Source organism: Rhizobium sp. CB2179, from assembly GCF_057653455.1.
This window is the reverse complement of sequence record NZ_CM172781.1, coordinates 2,122,552-2,138,863: the sequence shown is the minus strand read 5'-3', so window position 1 is coordinate 2,138,863 and position 16,312 is coordinate 2,122,552. Positions and strand designations below refer to the sequence as shown.

15 protein-coding genes and 1 pseudogene are annotated in these 16,312 nt (G+C 62.6%); 7 read left to right on the top strand and 9 right to left on the bottom strand.

The genetic code is table 11. The features are described from left to right. Nucleotides 1-19 precede the first annotated feature (19 nt). From folP to folK, 3 genes are read left to right on the top strand one after another with little or no spacing between them, the layout of a single operon-like run. Nucleotides 20-889: a dihydropteroate synthase gene (folP, locus tag AC244Q_RS10725; RefSeq protein WP_113544995.1), complete on the top strand. Its 870-nt coding sequence runs from the start codon at nucleotides 20-22 to the stop codon at nucleotides 887-889. Next, nucleotides 886-1,251 carry a dihydroneopterin aldolase gene (gene folB / locus AC244Q_RS10720; RefSeq protein ID WP_003540148.1) on the top strand — a complete coding sequence of 122 codons (366 nt, stop codon included), beginning with the start codon at nucleotides 886-888 and terminating at the stop codon, nucleotides 1,249-1,251. The genes folP and folB overlap by 4 nt, the downstream gene beginning before the upstream one ends. Next, nucleotides 1,244-1,762 (top strand): 2-amino-4-hydroxy-6-hydroxymethyldihydropteridine diphosphokinase, encoded by a 519-nt coding sequence (gene folK, locus AC244Q_RS10715; RefSeq protein WP_197725691.1) that lies wholly within the window; start codon nucleotides 1,244-1,246, stop codon nucleotides 1,760-1,762. The genes folB and folK overlap by 8 nt, the downstream gene beginning before the upstream one ends. A 68-nt stretch (nucleotides 1,763-1,830) precedes the next feature. Here folK and AC244Q_RS10710 read toward each other — a convergent pair whose 3' ends face one another. Further along, entirely contained in the window at nucleotides 1,831-2,382 is a 552-nt protein-coding gene (locus tag AC244Q_RS10710) for a hypothetical protein (RefSeq protein ID WP_003540146.1), read from the bottom strand. Between the two features lie 9 nt (nucleotides 2,383-2,391). On the opposite strand from AC244Q_RS10710, the gene AC244Q_RS10705 reads away from it, so the two are divergent. Continuing rightward, the gene (locus AC244Q_RS10705) at nucleotides 2,392-2,529 is read left to right on the top strand and encodes a hypothetical protein (protein WP_164902311.1); all 138 of its coding nucleotides are present in this window, start codon (nucleotides 2,392-2,394) and stop codon (nucleotides 2,527-2,529) included. A 63-nt stretch (nucleotides 2,530-2,592) separates the two neighbouring features. Here AC244Q_RS10705 and AC244Q_RS10700 read toward each other — a convergent pair whose 3' ends face one another. The 3 genes from AC244Q_RS10700 to AC244Q_RS10690 form a co-directional block, all read right to left on the bottom strand. Continuing rightward, a complete protein-coding gene (locus AC244Q_RS10700) occupies nucleotides 2,593-3,672 on the bottom strand; it encodes a YcjF family protein (RefSeq protein ID WP_113544996.1) in 1,080 nt (359 codons plus the stop codon). Further along, on the bottom strand, nucleotides 3,669-5,144 hold the full coding sequence (locus AC244Q_RS10695; RefSeq protein WP_113544997.1) for a YcjX family GTP-binding protein: 1,476 nt from the start codon (nucleotides 5,142-5,144) through the stop codon (nucleotides 3,669-3,671). Before AC244Q_RS10695 ends, AC244Q_RS10700 begins: the two co-directional genes overlap by 4 nt. Before the next feature lie 75 nt (nucleotides 5,145-5,219). Then, nucleotides 5,220-5,714: a SixA phosphatase family protein gene (locus AC244Q_RS10690; protein WP_128406498.1), complete on the bottom strand. Its 495-nt coding sequence runs from the start codon at nucleotides 5,712-5,714 to the stop codon at nucleotides 5,220-5,222. A gap of 276 nt (nucleotides 5,715-5,990) precedes the next feature. Here AC244Q_RS10690 and dksA point away from each other — a divergent pair, with 276 nt between their 5' ends. Next, nucleotides 5,991-6,410, top strand: a complete 420-nt coding sequence (dksA, locus tag AC244Q_RS10685) for an RNA polymerase-binding protein DksA (RefSeq protein ID WP_003559816.1) — start codon at nucleotides 5,991-5,993, stop codon at nucleotides 6,408-6,410. A gap of 100 nt (nucleotides 6,411-6,510) precedes the next feature. On the opposite strand, the gene AC244Q_RS10680 is transcribed toward dksA, so the two are convergent. Both AC244Q_RS10680 and AC244Q_RS10675 read right to left on the bottom strand, forming a co-directional pair. Further along, nucleotides 6,511-7,146 carry a DUF1062 domain-containing protein gene (locus AC244Q_RS10680; RefSeq protein WP_113544999.1) on the bottom strand — a complete coding sequence of 212 codons (636 nt, stop codon included), beginning with the start codon at nucleotides 7,144-7,146 and terminating at the stop codon, nucleotides 6,511-6,513. Nucleotides 7,147-7,540: 394 nt separating this feature from the next. Continuing rightward, nucleotides 7,541-8,599 (bottom strand): flagellar biosynthetic protein FliO, encoded by a 1,059-nt coding sequence (locus AC244Q_RS10675; RefSeq protein ID WP_113545001.1) that lies wholly within the window; start codon nucleotides 8,597-8,599, stop codon nucleotides 7,541-7,543. Between the two features lie 299 nt (nucleotides 8,600-8,898). On the opposite strand from AC244Q_RS10675, the gene cckA reads away from it, so the two are divergent. After that, entirely contained in the window at nucleotides 8,899-11,502 is a 2,604-nt protein-coding gene (gene cckA, locus AC244Q_RS10670; RefSeq protein WP_017994225.1) for a cell cycle histidine kinase CckA, read from the top strand. Between the two features lie 81 nt (nucleotides 11,503-11,583). Here the strand turns inward: cckA and AC244Q_RS10665 are convergent. From AC244Q_RS10665 to AC244Q_RS10655, 3 genes and pseudogenes are all read right to left on the bottom strand, one after another. Then, nucleotides 11,584-12,748, bottom strand: a pseudogene (locus AC244Q_RS10665) (IS481 family transposase); the annotation flags it as partial. Between the two features lie 273 nt (nucleotides 12,749-13,021). Then, nucleotides 13,022-13,948: a pseudouridine-5'-phosphate glycosidase gene (locus AC244Q_RS10660; RefSeq protein ID WP_012757660.1), complete on the bottom strand. Its 927-nt coding sequence runs from the start codon at nucleotides 13,946-13,948 to the stop codon at nucleotides 13,022-13,024. 88 nt (nucleotides 13,949-14,036) lie between these two features. After that, on the bottom strand, nucleotides 14,037-14,981 hold the full coding sequence (locus tag AC244Q_RS10655; protein WP_017994223.1) for a carbohydrate kinase family protein: 945 nt from the start codon (nucleotides 14,979-14,981) through the stop codon (nucleotides 14,037-14,039). A gap of 229 nt (nucleotides 14,982-15,210) precedes the next feature. Here AC244Q_RS10655 and recA point away from each other — a divergent pair, with 229 nt between their 5' ends. Continuing rightward, entirely contained in the window at nucleotides 15,211-16,305 is a 1,095-nt protein-coding gene (recA, locus tag AC244Q_RS10650; RefSeq protein WP_113545002.1) for a recombinase RecA, read from the top strand. Nucleotides 16,306-16,312 lie beyond the last annotated feature (7 nt).

The window sequence follows — 16,312 nt, the reverse complement described above, 5'->3', positions numbered from 1 at the left end:
CATCAATGGGATAAGTCTGGTGACAGGGCTCGAAGGCAGCATATGGCGTGTCGGCCATGGCCGGGAGATCGAACTCGGCCGTCGTTCGGTGATCATGGCGATCATCAACGTGACGCCGGACTCCTTTTCCGACGGCGGACGCTTTGAAACCGTCGATGCGGCGGTCGAACAGGCGCTGCGGGCGGTAGGCGAGGGTGCCGGCATTGTCGATATCGGCGGCGAATCGACCCGGCCGAACGCAGCAAAGGTCAGTCCTTCCGAGGAGCAGGCGCGCGTGCTGCCCGTGATAGAGGCGTTGCGCGGGCGCACCCAAGCGCTGATCTCGATCGACACCTATCGCGCCGAGACGGCGCGGCTTGCGATAAGTGCCGGCGCCCATATCGTCAATGACGTCTTCGGGCTGCAGAAGGAGCCCGATATCGCCGATATTGCCGCGGTGACCGGAGCCGGGCTCTGCATCATGCATACCGGCCGCGACAGGGTGAAACTTGTCGATGTGATTGCCGACCAGGTGCATTTCCTCGAACGGTCGCTTGATGTCGCCGCTGCATCAGGCGTCAACCGCGACCGCATTGTGCTCGATCCGGGCTTCGGCTTCGCCAAGGAGACGGCGGAGGAGAACCTGGAGCTGATGGCGCGGTTTTCCGAACTTTCCCGCTTCGGCCTGCCGCTGCTTGCCGGCACGTCGCGCAAACGCTTCCTCGGCACGGTGACGGGGCGTGAGGCGCAAGACAGGGATGCAGCGACGGCTGCGACCAGCGCGCTGCTCAGACTTCAAGGCGCTGTGGTTTTCCGGGTGCACAATGTCGCAATCAACAGGGATGCGCTTGATATCGCCGATGCTATGCTCAATGCACGCCAGGAATTCGAGAGGAAGCGGCCGACATGACCACCTACACGATCACGCTGCAGAACTGCGCCTTTTTCGCGCGCCACGGCGTGCATGACGAGGAGGAATTCCTCGGGCAGCGCTTCTTCGTCGATGCCGAGCTCGATGTCGTCGCCGGCGAGGCGCTGGAAAGCGATTCGATCAACGATACCGTCAATTACGGCATCGCCTTCACTGTGATCGAGCAGATCGTCACCGGCAAGCGGCGCTACCTGATCGAGTCCCTGGCGCTCGATATCGCCAAGGGGCTCTGTGAGACATTCCCGCAGATCCGGCGGGCGAAGATCACGGTGCGCAAGCCGAACGCGCCGGTGCCCGGCGTGCTCGATTTCGTGCAGGTGAGCGTTGAGCACTTTGCCTGAGGCCGCACTGCAATCCGCCGCACTCGGTCTCGGCGGCAATATTGGCGACCCCGTGAAGGCGATGGCTGCGGCACTGCAGAATCTAGACGGACGGGATGACTGCCGGGTTACGGCGGTCTCGCGGCTCTATCGCACGCCGCCCTGGGGCAAGACTGACCAATCGTTCTTCTTCAATGCCTGCGCCGCCGTCGAAACCAGGCTCGAGCCCGAGGCTTTGCTCGATGTCTGCCTGTCGATCGAACGGGAGATGAAACGCGAGCGCATCGAGCGATGGGGTCCGCGCACGCTCGATATCGACGTGCTGACCTATGGCGACGTGATCCAGGACGCGCCGCGGCTGGAACTGCCGCATCCGCGAATGACCGATCGCGGTTTCGTGCTGATGCCGCTTGCCGATATCGCGCCGGGTCTTCTGGTCAGGGGCAGGACGGTCAGTGACTGGTTGTCCGATGCCGAGGTGACCGGTATCGAGATCGCCGACGACAGCCGTGACTGGTGGCTGAGCGCCTGACGCAGGGAACCTGAAACGGAAAACGGCGGGAAACCCGCCGCTTCAGGAAAATCCGATGTGCGTTTTGTCTACTGGATGGAGCCTACGGCCATCTCGTCGACCTGGCGGGTCAGCGTCAGGCCGATCACCGGGATCATCTGGCTTTCGACCTTGACCGAAACGGTGACGTTCATCGTCTTGTCGTCGCGCACGCGGGCGATCATCGCGCCGTTCAGCTTGGCGCGGTTGATGCCGACGACGACGGTGTCCTCGCTGACGGCGCCGGAGACGACGTCAAGACCCTTGCCGGCGGCGCCGTCGAGAAACTTGCCCTTGTAGCTCGAGCCCGACTGCGAGATGACGGCGGTCATCGGCTGCTTGAAGACGCCGACGCGGCAGGTGCCGTCGAGCTTGATGCCTGCGCTGCTGTCGCCGGTGGGCTCACCGATCAGGTTGCAGGTGAATTTCGTGCCCTTGTACTTGCCGGCGACGATTTCGCCGGGGCCTTTCCATGAACCGGCAACGGAATCGAAGAAGGCCTTGTCACGGGTTGCAGCGGTGGCTGCCGGAGCGACATCTGCGACGGGAGACAATGCCGCGGCGGCCAAGCCGCATACGATAAGAAATTTGCGCGAATACATGGATTTTCCTTGGCAAACACCACTCACGAACTGGCTGTAAGTTTTGCCGAAGAATGGTTAATCCTTCCTTTCGATTGTGCCGAAATGCAAGGCAATACAGGGATTTTGCAAGGCAATGATTTCAAGATTTTGACACTATTGCCTTGAATCCGCTTGTGTTTTACTTGCCTTACGCCGGGGAAGGCGAAAGTCCCGCAAAGCGCTCGTCGTTCAAGGATTGTTGCCGCGCGGCGACATGGAGGGGGTGAGATCGCCGATGAAATCACCGATTCCCGGCCGCTTCAGAGCGCGGAAGGCGAGTGGGCGGCACAGATCCATCGCCGCGATTCCAATGCGGGCGGTCATCAGGCCGTTGATGACGCCTTCGCCGAGTCGGGCCGAGAGTTTTGACGCCAGCCCATGGCCGAGCACCTGCTGGACGAGGCTGTCGCCAACGGCGATCGAGCCGGTGACGGCGAGATGCGCCAGCACATCCCGCAGCAGGCGGAACATGCCGAGCGTGCCGGGGCGGCCGCCATAAAGCTCGGCCATGGCGCGGATAAGGCGGACAGCCTCGTAGAGCACATAGAGCAGGTCGACCACTGCACGTGGACTGACGGCAGTGACGATCGAGACGCGCTTGGAGGCGTTGACGATCAGCATCCGGGCCTTGCGGTCAAGTGGCAGGAGAAGTTCGCGTTCAGCGAGCGCGATCAGATGCGGGGGATCGATGACCTCGCCTTCGGTCGCCTTCAGCGTCGCGCGGCCCTTCGATGTCTCGGGATTTGCCGACAGCAGCGCGGTCAACTGCGCAACGACAGCGCGCGCCTTGACTGGGCGGGTTTCGAGGATCGCCGCCTCGGCTTCGGCCTTGATCTTCTGGACGGCGGCAAGGCGCATCATGCCTGATGTTTCGCGGATGACGAGCGCCAGCACGGCAAGGATGCCGACTGCCAGCACGGCAAGGGCTGCATATCCCAACCAGTCGGCGCGGGTGAAGAGATCGCGGATCAGGCTATCGGTCCAGAGGCCGATGGCGAGCGACAGCAGGATGCCGAAGGCGCCGGCGGCGATCTTGCCGAAGGAGGTCCGCCGCTTGCGCGGCGCTGCAAAGGGGACCGCACTCAGATCCTTGTCGGGATTGATGAAAGGATCGTCCTCGTCAGGCGTCACGACGATATTTTCGGAGAAGCTTTCCGGCTTGCGCCGCTCACCTCCTTGCCGGCCGTTGTCGCGCGGATCGGCAGCCTCGTCCTCGTAGGTGAAGGCGGCGGGTGCGCGGCGCGGCGGATCGGACGGGGGCTTGCTCATGCGAGACGATCTCCGAACAGGAACTGCATGGCGCGGTCGAGGCGGATATGCGGCACCGACAGCTTGATGCCGCCGCCCGTTTCCTCGAGATGCGGCGGGCGGAACCTGACGACATTGACATCGGGCAGCTGCAGGCCGGTCTCGCCCGCGGCGATGCGGTCGAACAGGCTTTCCGGATCCTCCGGCAGGTCACCGGGGAAGATCGCGGTCTTTCTCTGGCCGTCGAAGCGTTCGCCGGCGATGGTTTCGCCCTCCATCGGCGTGCCGACGATGACCGGAAGTTCATGGCCGTCACGTTTGACGGTCGCCTCGCGGGTGGCGCGCACGGAAGCAAGCGCCATGACGTCGATGCCGGCGCCAGCCATGCCGATGCGGTCGATGGCGCGATCCACCAGGCGGCGGGTCAGCGCATCGAGCCGGTCGTGGCTTTCATGATGGAGATGATCGGCTTTGGTGGCGGCGACCAGCACGCGGTCGATGCGGCGCCCGAGCAGGGAGGAGAGCAGCGAATTGGTGCCGGGGCGGAAACAGGCGAGCACATCGGTCAACGCGCGTTCCAGATCCTGCACTGCTTCGGGGCCGCGGTTCATCGCCTGCAGCGCATCGACGAGGACAATCTGGCGATCAAGCCGGGCGAAATGCTCACGGAAGAAAGGTTTGACGACGACCGATTTGTAAGCCTCGTAGCGCCGCTCCATCATCGTCCAGAGCGAGCCGCGGCCGGGACGCCCGTCCGGCGGCAGAGCCAGCGGCGCAAAGGTCAACGCCGGCGACCCGTCGAGATCGCCGGGCAGGAGCAGGCGGCCAGGCGGCAGGGTGGAAAGCGAGCGTTCGTCGGCCTTGCAGGCTTTGAGATAATCGGCAAAAGCGGTGGCGAGGTCGCGGGCGATCATCTCGTCGGCGCCGGCATGGATGTCAGTGGCGCGCGTCAGCGCCAGCCATGGGCGCGACAGTTCGGAGCGGACGCCGGTTTCGGCAAGTGCCAACGTTTCCTCGCTGAACGTGCGATAATCCTTGCCGAGCAGCGGCAGGTCGAGCAGCCATTCGCCGGGATAATCGACGATATCGATCGACAAGCGGCCGGGCGAAAACAACCGGTTCCAGCCGCTGGCGCTCTGATAATCCAGCGTGATGCGCAATTCTGATATGGCGCGGGTCGAATCCGGCCAGATACGGTCCTTCACCAGTGCGCGGATATGGTCCTCGTACTGGAAGCGCGGCACGGCATCGTCCGGTTGTGGTTCCAGCCGCACCGCCGAGACGCGGCCGGATTGGACCGGCTCGAACAGCGGCAGTCGGCCGCCATGTAGGAGATTGTGGACCAGCGAGGAGATGAAGACCGTCTTGCCGGAGCGGGAGAGGCCGGTAACGCCGAGCCGCACGGTCGGATTTACGATCCCGCTCGCCCGATCGGCGAGATTGTCGAAGGCGATGCGGGCGTCATCGGCAAAAGATGTCAGGCGTGGCGGCAAGGCGCAATTCCGGTTGGTGACTGCCCGCAATATAGGGAGGGCGCCCCGCCTGCAAAAGAAGCGGCGCGAAAGTCTTCAGACGACCACGAAATCGATGAGGCGCCAGACGGCGCCCGAAGCGTCGTAATCGACAACGGCAAGGCCTGCCGTCGGGAAGCCGCCAGGAAGGGCGCTTGCCATCGCCTCATGGCCGATCAGCGCCTCCAGCGTCTGCTCCATGGTCGGATTGTGGCCGACCAGCATAACGGCAGATTCGTCCTGCGCATCGATGATCTCGAGATAGGTGTCGACCGTGGCGTTGTAGAGCGCGTCGACATAACGAACCTCAAGCGTGAGGCCTGTCGCCCGGTAGACCGCATCGGCGGTATCGCGGCAGCGCAGCGCCGTCGAACTGATCAGAAGATCGGGACGGTAGCCTTTGTCGGCGGCCTTATCGGCGATGATCTCAGCATCGCCGAAGCCCTTTTCATTGAGCGGCCGGTCGAAATCGCGCTGTCCGGATTCGGCCCAGCCGGCCTCGGCATGACGCAGGAGATAGATGCGGTTGGGCGGAGGCACGGGTACGGTCATGGGCAAATCCAGGATCGGGCGGGTCTTTTCAGTAGCGGTTGTAATTGGCCGCCGTCAATCGCCAGTCAGGCCGCAACTCCCTAAAACCTGGCTGACAACACGGCGTTTTGAAGGCGAAGCAAAAAACGGCGGCCGGAATAACCATGACAAAATAGATCGTTAGCCGAAAATTGTAACAGATTTAAAAATCTGTTTACCTGTCGTATTTGGCTTGAATCGCGACTAGCGCTTGGGATATACACCCGGCCAGATGAGATGTTCTTCAGGAGAATCGCGTTGAGTGAGAAGATCGATCTTAGCAATTACGTTCCCTCGGAAGAGGAAGAGTTCATGAACGTAAACCAGCGCGCCTATTTCAGGGCCAAGCTGGTTGCATGGAGAAATGATATCCTTAGAGAAGCGCGTGAGACACTCGACCATCTGGCCGAGGAAAGCGCAAACCATCCCGACCTCGCCGACCGGGCGTCGTCGGAAACAGATCGGGCGATCGAACTTCGCGCCCGTGATCGGCAGAGAAAGCTGATTTCGAAGATCGACGCGGCAATGCAGCGCATCGACGACGGCACCTACGGCTATTGCGAGGAAACCGGCGAACCGATCGGCCTCAAGCGTCTCGATGCCCGCCCGATCGCGACACTGTCGATCGAAGCGCAGGAGCGTCACGAACGCCGCGAAAAGGTCTATCGCGACGAATGAGAGTTTTCATGCAGGCATGAAAGCAAAAGAGGCGCCGTGATCAGATCGCGGCGCTTTTTCGTTTATCCATTGTTCTCGCGTGTTGGGCGGGTTTCGACGATTACAGCGGATCTCCGGATGCCAGAGGTTTCCACGATTGCTCTCGATCGGCCTGCATGGCGAGGTCGATCACAACAAGGGTGCCATTCCTGATTCGTCGCCGCATCACGTCTGATCGGTCAGGATCTGTCCGAACCATGCCTTCTTCATGAAGAGCCTGCAGCCGCGCGCGTGAAACCTTCAGCTCGGACGCCAGCAGGCGGTCAAGCCGTGTGCTGGTTGGAAACGGGACCATCAGTTCGATAGCCAATCTCGTCCAATTTGCAGTTTCGCTTTGCATCTCCTTTGCGATTTCAAATTCTGCAAACTCGTCCACACGCTGTGATTTGTGTCGGAGAGCATCGAGCTTGAAGGTTTCTGCCCGGATCCAGTCGGGATCGTTGGACTGTAACGCGTCAAGGACGGCAGGATCGATGTCGCGAACATTGCGGCGCTCGAGGATTGGCCGGTTCCACGTCCTGTCACAGGTCAGGCATTTGTAGATAAGCCAGGCATCAAGCTTGCGACCGTTGGCGTTGAGCCGGATCTTGCCGCTGGATTGGAAAGCTCTCAAGCCTCCGCATCCGCCACATGCAATCCACGGCTGGGGAGCTGTCCTGGGAATAATGGTCCATCGGACCCGAAGCGTATTGCACATACCGTCTTGGTCTTCCGTTCGGAAGTCCACCAAGATGGTGCATGAGAAAACCCCTTGCGGGCGCGGTGTGGCGATGTTGTGGGCGGCTGAAGAGCTGAGATAGCGGAGCTGCACATGGCACATTGTAACAATGCCAAACCGGTCTCTCGCCACCACCCGATGAACATGTTCGCATGCCGCCAGCGTGTCGCTCTGCGGCAGTACGGGTGAAACTGGAGTGAGACCGGTATTTACTTAGGCAAAGTGCAACCTCAAATGCGCCAACGCTCTTCAACTCAAGCGATAGCAAATGATCGGCCCGAAAGGGAGTCCTCTGACGCATCGGGAACTGAAAGTCGCCGCATTGCGGCTTTTATGCAACTTTGTGATCAGGAAAGGTCGCAGTGCGTTTCGGTCACTTGTCGCGGTTGACGCTCATTTCGCCGAAGATGCGGGCGACTTCTTTTTGCAGATCGGTATCGGCGCCGGTGATCGGGGCCATTTCCGGATCGCGGCGCGGCAGGTTTCCGGGTTGCGGTGCTCCGGGCCGGGGCGCCTGGTTTGCCGGCGCCGGCACGATGCGTTCGGCCGTCAGATTGTTCGACATTTCCTGTTCCAGCACCCGCTGGAAATCAAGACGGCTCGCTGCTGCCGACTGCGCAGCCGAATCGTCTTCGGCGCTACCTGGTGCGGCGCGCGCGGCCGCCGGCATGTCCTGGACAGGCGGGGCGGAGACCTCGGTTTCGATGCGCTGCTGCGGCAGCACGCGCTGGCGGGCGGCATCGAGGATCTCGGCGGCACTTGAGGCATCGTGAAACTGTGCGGGCTGCGCGGCGGGGGGAGCGACGGGACGCTCCGGTGGGCGTGGCGGCAGCGGGGCGGCACGCAGGAGATTGTCGCGTTCGGCCGACAAGGGAGCTGTCACAGGCTCTGCCGGCAGAGGGCTCGTGACCACCAGCGGTGCCACGGCTGGCGGGGACGGCGGTTGAGCCAACGGTTCTGGGCGAGGGCGCGGCTCTGGCGAAGCCGGTGCCGAGAAAGAGGGCTCGGCGGCCGGCTCTACGCGGGCTGCGACCGGCGGGCGCGACGGAGCAACCGGTGGCGTCTCCGGTCGCGCGACCGATATCGGACGCTGCTCGACGGGCTGCGGGCGGGCGGCGCTTTCCGGTTGTTCGGCCGCTGCCGGCAGGATACGGCTTTCGATGACGATATCGCTCGGGCCGCCGATCATGATCAGGTGCTCGACATCGTCGCGGCGCACCAGCACCAGCCGCCGACGAGCATCGACGGCTGCGGCATCCAGCACTTGCAGGCGTGGTTGGCGGTTGCGGCCGCCGCGCACGAAGGGAGAGGGCGCCCGGCTGCGGATCACCCAGAGCACGATGATGAGTAGGAGAAGCGCCAGACCGACGCCACCGGCCGCAAGCAGGAAACGGCTGCCATAAGCTCCGACAACATCATCCAACATAATCACTCACTCCATTTCGCATTCAGCACATATTGACGACTTTTCCGTTCCTTAGGCAAGGGCCGCCGGTGCTGTCCAGTCACGCGAGAACGCGATTTCGTGTTCCGCTGCTTGGCACTCGGCGACCTCACACACAGGCGGCAGCTTTGGGTTTCTGGGGCAGATGGCGCTGTTGCCTGTGAATTCAAGCAGTCTTGCCGGCTAGCGGTGTTTTTGCCGACGCGGCAAATTGCTAAGAAGGAAAGAGTGCCTGATTCCTGCTTCGTGTTCGTGCTACGAAGCGGGAGGGCTTTTGTGAGGAATACATGACGAAACCGCGTCAGGCCGACGACTATAACGCACCGCTTGTGGATCGTGGGGGGCGTTCTGGCACGGTCTTGCGCATTCTTCTGCTGGCGCTCGTGCTGATCGCGGCTGCCGGCGCCTTCGTCTTCTTCAAAAAATCGCTCGACAACGAGGTCGTGCTTGGCGGTCTCGGCGTGCTCGCCATGGTCGGCATTTTCTTCCTGGTGTCTTCGGTCATCGGCTTCATCGAGGTGATGCCGCAGCGCCAGTCCGACAGTCTGGCGCGCGCCTTCCTCAACAGCCATCCCGACGGCACGCTGATCACCGACGAAAAAGGCCGGATCATCTATGCCAATGCCGCCTATGGCGCGCTGACCGGCGCGCGCAAGGCGACCGAGGTGCAGACGCTGGAAACGCTGTTGTCGCGCCACCGTGAATCCAACGAAGCGCTCTACAGGCTGGTCAACGGCCTGCGCGAGGGCAAGGAAGGCCGCGAGGAGTTCCGGCTGCTGCGCGCCGTCGGGCCTGGCAGCAACAGCTCCGGTGCGCATTGGTACCGGCTGAAGGCGCGGCTGCTGCAGCCGGAGGAAAACGGCGGCAAGCCGCTGCAGATCTGGCAGATCACCGACATCACCACTGAGCGCGACGACCAGGAGCGCTTCTTCAAGGAATTGCAGAACGCGATCGACTATCTCGACCACGCGCCGGCCGGCTTCTTTTCCGCCGGCAGGAAGGGCGAGATCTTCTACCTGAATGCGACGCTTGCCGAGTGGCTCGGCCTCGACCTCACCAAGTTCGTGCCGGGCTCGATGACGATCGGCGATGTTGTGGCGGGCGAGGGGCTGGCGCTGATTCAGTCGGTGCAGGCCGAACCCGGCCTGAAAAAGACAGTGACGCTCGATCTCGACCTGCGCAAGAGCAATGGCCAGAGCCTGCCGGTGCAAATCATCCACAGCGTCACCTCGATGCGCGACGGCGCACCCGGCGAAAGCCGGACGATCGTGCTGGCACGTGAAAAGAGCGATGCCGGCGGCCAGTCCGCTTCGGCCGCCGCCATGCGCTTCACCCGCTTCTTCAACAATACGCCGATGGCGATCGCCTCGGTCGACGGCAACGGGCGCATCTTGCGAACCAATGCGCCGTTCCTGAAGATGTTCTCCGGCGTCGTCTCTCGCGACGATCTCGAAAAGGCGCCGCATCTTGAAACCATCGTGCAGGAAAGCGACCGGCCACAGCTGGCCGCGGCGCTGGCGGCGGCCAAGGATCGGCAGGGCGACATCGCGCCGCTCGACACCCGCACACCGACCGACGAGGCGCGCTATTTCCGCTTCTATGTCAATGCCGTCATCGACCAGAGCGACGAGGCGCCCGAGGAAGCGGCGATCGTCTATGCCGTCGAGGTGACCGAGCAGAAGGCGCTGGAAGCGCAGATGGCGCAGACGCAGAAGATGAATGCGGTCGGAACGCTCGCCGGTGGCATCGCGCATGATTTCAACAACGTGCTGACGGCTATCCTGCTTTCCTCCGACCATCTGCTGCTGCAGGCGCGGCCGGCCGATGCCAGCTTCGCCGATCTGATAGAGATCAAGCGCAACGCCAACCGCGCCGCAGTGCTGGTGCGCCAGCTGCTCGCCTTCTCACGCAAGCAGACGATGCGGCCCTCGGTGCTGAACCTCACCGATGTCGTCGGCGACCTGCGTATGCTGGTCGATCGGCTGCTATCAGGCACCAATGTCAAGCTCGACGTGCAATATGGCCGCGACCTCTGGCCTGTCAAAACAGACCTTTCGCAGTTCGAGCAGGTGCTGATCAATCTCTGCGTCAATGCGCGCGACGCGATGCCAGAGGGTGGCACGCTGACATTGCGCACCCGAAACCTGACCGCTGCCGAGGTCTCGGCCTTCAATTACTCCTACATGCCGGCCGAGGACATGGTGCTGGTCGAGGTTGCGGATAACGGCACAGGCATCGCACCTGAAATCATGGACAAGATCTTCGAGCCGTTCTTCACCACCAAGGATGTCGGCAAGGGCACCGGTCTTGGCCTCGCCATGGTCTATGGCATCGTCAAACAGTCGGGCGGCTACATCCAGCCGGAATCCGAAGTCGGCAAGGGCACGACCTTCCGCGTCTTCCTGCCGCGCCACATCCCGGAGCCGGCGGTTGCGGCCGAAGCGGGTTCGATCGACGGCGCCATCGCCGGAGCCGAAGTGGTGCCGCTGCCGGTATCGCCGCAGCAGCCCGAGGACCTGACGGGATCGGCCGTCATCCTTCTCGTCGAAGACGAGGAGGCGGTGCGCCGCGGCGGCAAGCGCATGCTGGAAACGCGCGGCTACACCGTCCACGAGGCGGGCTCGGGCGTCGAGGCGCTGGCTATCTTGGAAGAACTCGACGGCAAGGTCGACATCGTCGTCTCCGACGTCGTCATGCCCGAAATGGACGGCCCGACGCTGCTGCGCGAGCTGCGCAAGACCTATCCCGACATGAAGTTCATATTCGTCTCGGGTTATGCCGAAGATGCCTTTGCCCGCAACCTGCCGCCGGAAGCGAAATTTGGCTTCCTGCCGAAGCCGTTTTCGCTGAAGCAGCTCGCTGTTGTGGTGAAGGAGACGTTGGACGGGTGAGTGAAGGGGGGCGTGGGAGAGCACGCTGTGCCGTGCCGCACCCCCCTCTGCCCTGCCGGGCATCTCCCCCACAAGTCTAAAGCCCGGAGACATAGCTGACAGATGTTCGGAGACATGCCTGACAGTCAGTCTTGACTTTTGAGGTCGATTTTTGCGACCTGTGTTGCGCCGAAGAAGACGCCGTAGAGACCATCGCGCTGGAGCGGGCGGATGGCGAGGCATTCGGTTTTGAAGGCGTTGGGCACGCGCCAGGCTCGTCCCTTGAAACTGACATAGCCCTTGGTTGTTCCGACGCGGCGCACGATCTCCGAGCTGTCATAGGCCGGTTCGGGCAGGCGGTCGGGAAACGGGCGCGGTGAAGGTCTGTAACGGCTGGCCGGCACGGCCATGTCGATACCCTGGTGGGGGCGACAATGTTTGTAGATGTCGCGCCAGCGGTCGAAAGCCCTTTGCGCTTGGGCGTGGCTTGCGAGCGCGGCGAAATCGAAGACCTCGGCCTTGAGGCTGCGGTGGAAGCGCGTTATTGCCGCGGCCCTGGGGGTGGTAGGGTCTGGCATGGATGAGGTCGATGCCGAGCTTGAGCAGCCAGACACGCAACCTTGTCCATTGGTTGGGCACGCCGGTGCCCCATGGGTTGCCGTTGTCGGTATAGATGGCCATCGGCAGGCCGTGGCGGCGCAGGATAGGCTCCAGCCGGCCGCGGACGGTCTGCATGCGCTCGTCGGCGCAGGCTTCGAGGCCGACGGCGAAGCGGGAATGGTCGTCGATGATGGTCAGGGGATGGCACCAGATGCCTGAGACGAGCTGCGTGCGGCCCTTGAAGTCCATCTGCCAGAGCAGGTTGGGCGCCTCGCTCGAAGCGGCCGAGCGCTGGCCGCCCACCCACCTGCGGCTCGATGCGATCGTGGCGCACCAGGATGGCATGGACGGTGGAGGCTGCCGGCGGCTCTGTGCCCAGATCCTGCAGCCGGCGGGCGATCTTGCGCGCTCCCCAGGCCGGATGTTCGTCGCGGATATCAAGCACGGCGCGCTCGAGATCGGCTCCGGTCCGCCGCGGGCTCGCATGCGGCCGGCGGGAGCGGTCCTCCACCGGCTCGCCCGCTTGCAGGCGCCGCAGCCAGACATAGCCTGTCTGCCGGCTGATGCCGAAGCGCTGGCAAAGCTCAGAGACGTTCGTCCCCTCCAGCCCAGCCAACCGGCAAAATTCCAAACGCTCATCCACAACTGACCTCGACCTCCAAACCATGCCGACCTCCCGAAAAATCATTCCGGAAGTGTCAGGCATGTCTCCGAACATCTGTCAGCTATGTATCAAGGCCGTACAACAAGGAGGGAGATCACAAGGGGCGAACGCTTCCCATCACATCAACGCTTCACCGAGTTGAAAGGGATATTTGTTCAGAAAGCCGGTGCTTCCAGCAGATCTCCCCACCTGTGGGGGAGATGCCCGGCAGGGCAGAGGGGGGCTGGAACGGCACCACCTATCTGGAAAGGCGATTCCTGCCGGCCCCGTCAATCCTCATTCACCCAGCGCCACCGCAATCTCAGCGGCAAGCCGCGCGTTGTTCTCGACGAGCGCGATGTTGGTCTTGAGGCTCTGGCCATCCGTCAGGTCGAAGATGGTCGACAGAAGATAGGGTGTGACCGCCTTGCCGGTGACTTCGTCGCGCTCGGCGCTGTCGAGCGCCCGCTCTATGTAGATTTCCATTTCCTCGCGCGCGATTTCGTCGGCCTCAGGCACGGGGTTGGCGACGAGCATGCCGCCGTCGACGCCGAGTTGTTCGCGCACCGTCTGGAAGTTGGCGATGGCGGCCGGGCTGTTCAGCGACAGCGGGCTGCGGATGCCCGAGGAGCGCGACCAGAAGGCGGGGAATTCCTCGCTCTCATAAGTGACGACAGGCACGCCGCGGGTTTCCAGCACTTCCAGCGTCTTCGGAATGTCGAGGATCGCCTTGGCGCCGGCGCAGACGACGATGACGCCGGTGCGCGCGAGTTCCTCGAGATCGGCTGATATATCGAAGCTTTCCTCGGCGCCGCGATGCACACCGCCGATGCCGCCTGTGGCAAAGACGCGGATGCCGGCGCGCGCCGCCGCGATCATCGTCGCCGCAACCGTGGTGGCGCCGGTGCGGCGCTCGGCGATGGCGAAGGCGAGATCGGCGCGCGACACCTTCATGACTTCAGTGGCCTTGGCCAACTGTTCCAGCTCCGCGGCTTCAAGGCCGATATGCAGCGTGCCGTGAATGACGGCGATCGTTGCCGGCACCGCACCCTGTTCGCGGATGATCGCCTCGACGCTACGGGCCATCTCGATATTGCCGGGATAAGGCATGCCGTGGGTGATGATCGTGGATTCCAGCGCCACCAGCGGCGCGCCGCGCTGCTTGGCGCTGGCGACTTCCTTCGAATAGGCGATCGGCAGAAGAGGGGAGATGGGCTTGGTCATGGTCTTGTCCTGTGATCGACAGAGCATGATGCCGAAAAGGGTGAGCGGTTTTCGGTCGACATCATGCTCAACTATTTAATTCGCCGCTTCAATGCAGAATTCTGACCTTGGGGACAAGGGCAAGCGCCTCATTCAGGAGATCGGGCGTCAGATTTTCGTTGACGGCGTGCCGCGACTGCACGGTCAGTATGGCGGCCGCAGTGCCGTGGCGGACGGCTTCTTCGAGCGGCAGGCCTGATATCAATGCGGCGAGCGTGCCGGCTGCAAGGGAATCGCCGGCACCCGTGACATCGGCGACGATGTCGGCAATCGGCGGCTGTAGCGTCACGGCGCGGCCGTCGCAAAGCGCGACGAGCTCGCGCCGGCCGCGGGTGACGACGGCGTTCCTGATGCCGATCTCGTTCAGCAACGGCGGCCAGCCTGCAGCCCCTTCCGGCCGCTCACCGGCAAGGGCGGCAGCTTCTGCCTCATTCAGGAACAGGTAGTCGATATCCCCGATGCAGGGTTTCAGCCTGACGACCTTGGCCGGCGAGATGGCGATTGCCGCGACGGGCTTGCCTAGCGAGTGCGCCTTCGCGACGATCGCCGCGATCGTCTCTTCCGGCAGGTTGGCGTCAAAAAGGATGAAGTCATGGGCGGCGAAGGCCTCCCGCACCCAGCGGATGGAGAGACGCCGTGGCACGAAGAAGCGGTAAAGATCCATGTCGGCAAGGGCGATCACCAGATTGCCGTCCTTCTCGATGATTGCCGTATAGCTCGGCGTCTTGCGGTCGAGGAAGACGAAGGGCCGGTCGTCGATGCCGGCGAAATCGGCAGCTTCTCCGACCGTCTCGCCCATCGGATCGCCGCCGCGCGGCGAGATCATCGTCACCTGAAAACCGAGCCTTGCCAGGTTGCGCGCCGCATTGAAGCCACCGCCGCCCGGCTCCTCGAACCAGGTGCCGGGATTGCTGGCGCCAGGCGCCGTCTCGCCGGAGATACGGCCGCGCCGATCGATATGGGCGCCGCCGAGAACAAGAATCTTTTTCTTCATCCGAGCCGCTCTCCCGATGCCCGAAAGGCGAATCGATGCGATGCGCCTTGTGCCGCTCGTGCCAGCACTTCAAACCTAAGTCGTTGCTTTTCATCGATAAAACAAATACAGAACACGGGTCGTTTTACCTTTTTCTTTCAATTATTTGATCGCCTATTGCGAAAATGGAACAAATAGGGTACAAACTCGACATTGCTAGAGCGGCTTCAATAACCTAAAGGTGGATCGGATGTCTCAGAATTCATTGCGGCTGGTAGAGGACAAATCGGTGGACAAAAGCAAGGCGCTTGAAGCGGCACTCTCACAGATAGAGCGGTCGTTCGGCAAGGGCTCGATCATGAAACTCGGCTCCAACGAGAATGTTGTCGAGATCGAGACGATCTCGACCGGCTCGCTTGGCCTCGATATTGCACTCGGCGTTGGTGGCCTGCCGAGGGGCCGCATCATCGAAATCTACGGGCCGGAAAGCTCCGGTAAGACGACGCTTGCATTGCAGACGATTGCCGAAGCGCAGAAGAAGGGTGGCATCTGCGCCTTCGTCGATGCCGAACATGCGCTCGATCCCGTCTATGCCCGCAAGCTTGGCGTCGACCTGCAGAACCTTTTGATCTCGCAGCCCGATACCGGCGAGCAGGCGCTCGAAATCACCGATACGCTGGTGCGCTCCGGCGCCGTCGACGTTCTCGTCGTCGACTCGGTCGCTGCCCTGACGCCGCGTGCCGAAATCGAAGGCGAGATGGGCGACAGCCTTCCCGGCCTGCAGGCACGACTGATGAGCCAGGCGCTGCGCAAGCTCACCGCTTCGATCTCGAAGTCGAACACCATGGTGATCTTCATCAACCAGATCCGCATGAAGATCGGCGTCATGTTCGGCTCGCCGGAAACGACGACGGGCGGCAATGCGCTGAAATTCTACGCCTCCGTACGCCTCGACATCCGCCGCATCGGCGCGGTCAAGGAGCGCGAAGAGGTGATCGGCAACCAGACCCGCGTCAAGGTCGTCAAGAACAAGATGGCGCCGCCCTTCAAGCAGGTCGAGTTCGACATCATGTATGGTGAGGGTGTTTCCAAGACCGGCGAACTGGTCGATCTCGGCGTCAAGGCCGGTATCGTCGAAAAGTCGGGCGCCTGGTTCTCCTATAACAGCCAGCGCCTCGGCCAGGGCCGCGAAAACGCCAAGACCTTCCTGCGCGATAATCCGGACCTCGCCCGCGAGATCGAACTGTCGCTGCGCCAGAATGCCGGCCTGATCGCCGACCGCTTCCTGCAGAATGGCGGACCGGAGCCCGATGACGGCGATGGCGATGCCTCCGCGGAAATGTAATTTTCGC

Coding starts and splice junctions, on each gene's coding strand:
- AC244Q_RS10690 (WP_128406498.1), bottom strand. CDS start 5,714: ATGACCGTACCCGTGCCTCCGCCCAACCGCATCTATCTCCTGCGTCAT.
- AC244Q_RS10660 (WP_012757660.1), bottom strand. CDS start 13,948: ATGACCAAGCCCATCTCCCCTCTTCTGCCGATCGCCTATTCGAAGGAA.
- AC244Q_RS10710 (WP_003540146.1), bottom strand. CDS start 2,382: ATGTATTCGCGCAAATTTCTTATCGTATGCGGCTTGGCCGCCGCGGCA.
- AC244Q_RS10700 (WP_113544996.1), bottom strand. CDS start 3,672: ATGAGCAAGCCCCCGTCCGATCCGCCGCGCCGCGCACCCGCCGCCTTC.
- cckA (WP_017994225.1), top strand. CDS start 8,899: ATGACGAAACCGCGTCAGGCCGACGACTATAACGCACCGCTTGTGGAT.
- recA (WP_113545002.1), top strand. CDS start 15,211: ATGTCTCAGAATTCATTGCGGCTGGTAGAGGACAAATCGGTGGACAAA.
- AC244Q_RS10655 (WP_017994223.1), bottom strand. CDS start 14,981: ATGAAGAAAAAGATTCTTGTTCTCGGCGGCGCCCATATCGATCGGCGC.
- AC244Q_RS10680 (WP_113544999.1), bottom strand. CDS start 7,146: ATGTGCAATACGCTTCGGGTCCGATGGACCATTATTCCCAGGACAGCT.
- folB (WP_003540148.1), top strand. CDS start 886: ATGACCACCTACACGATCACGCTGCAGAACTGCGCCTTTTTCGCGCGC.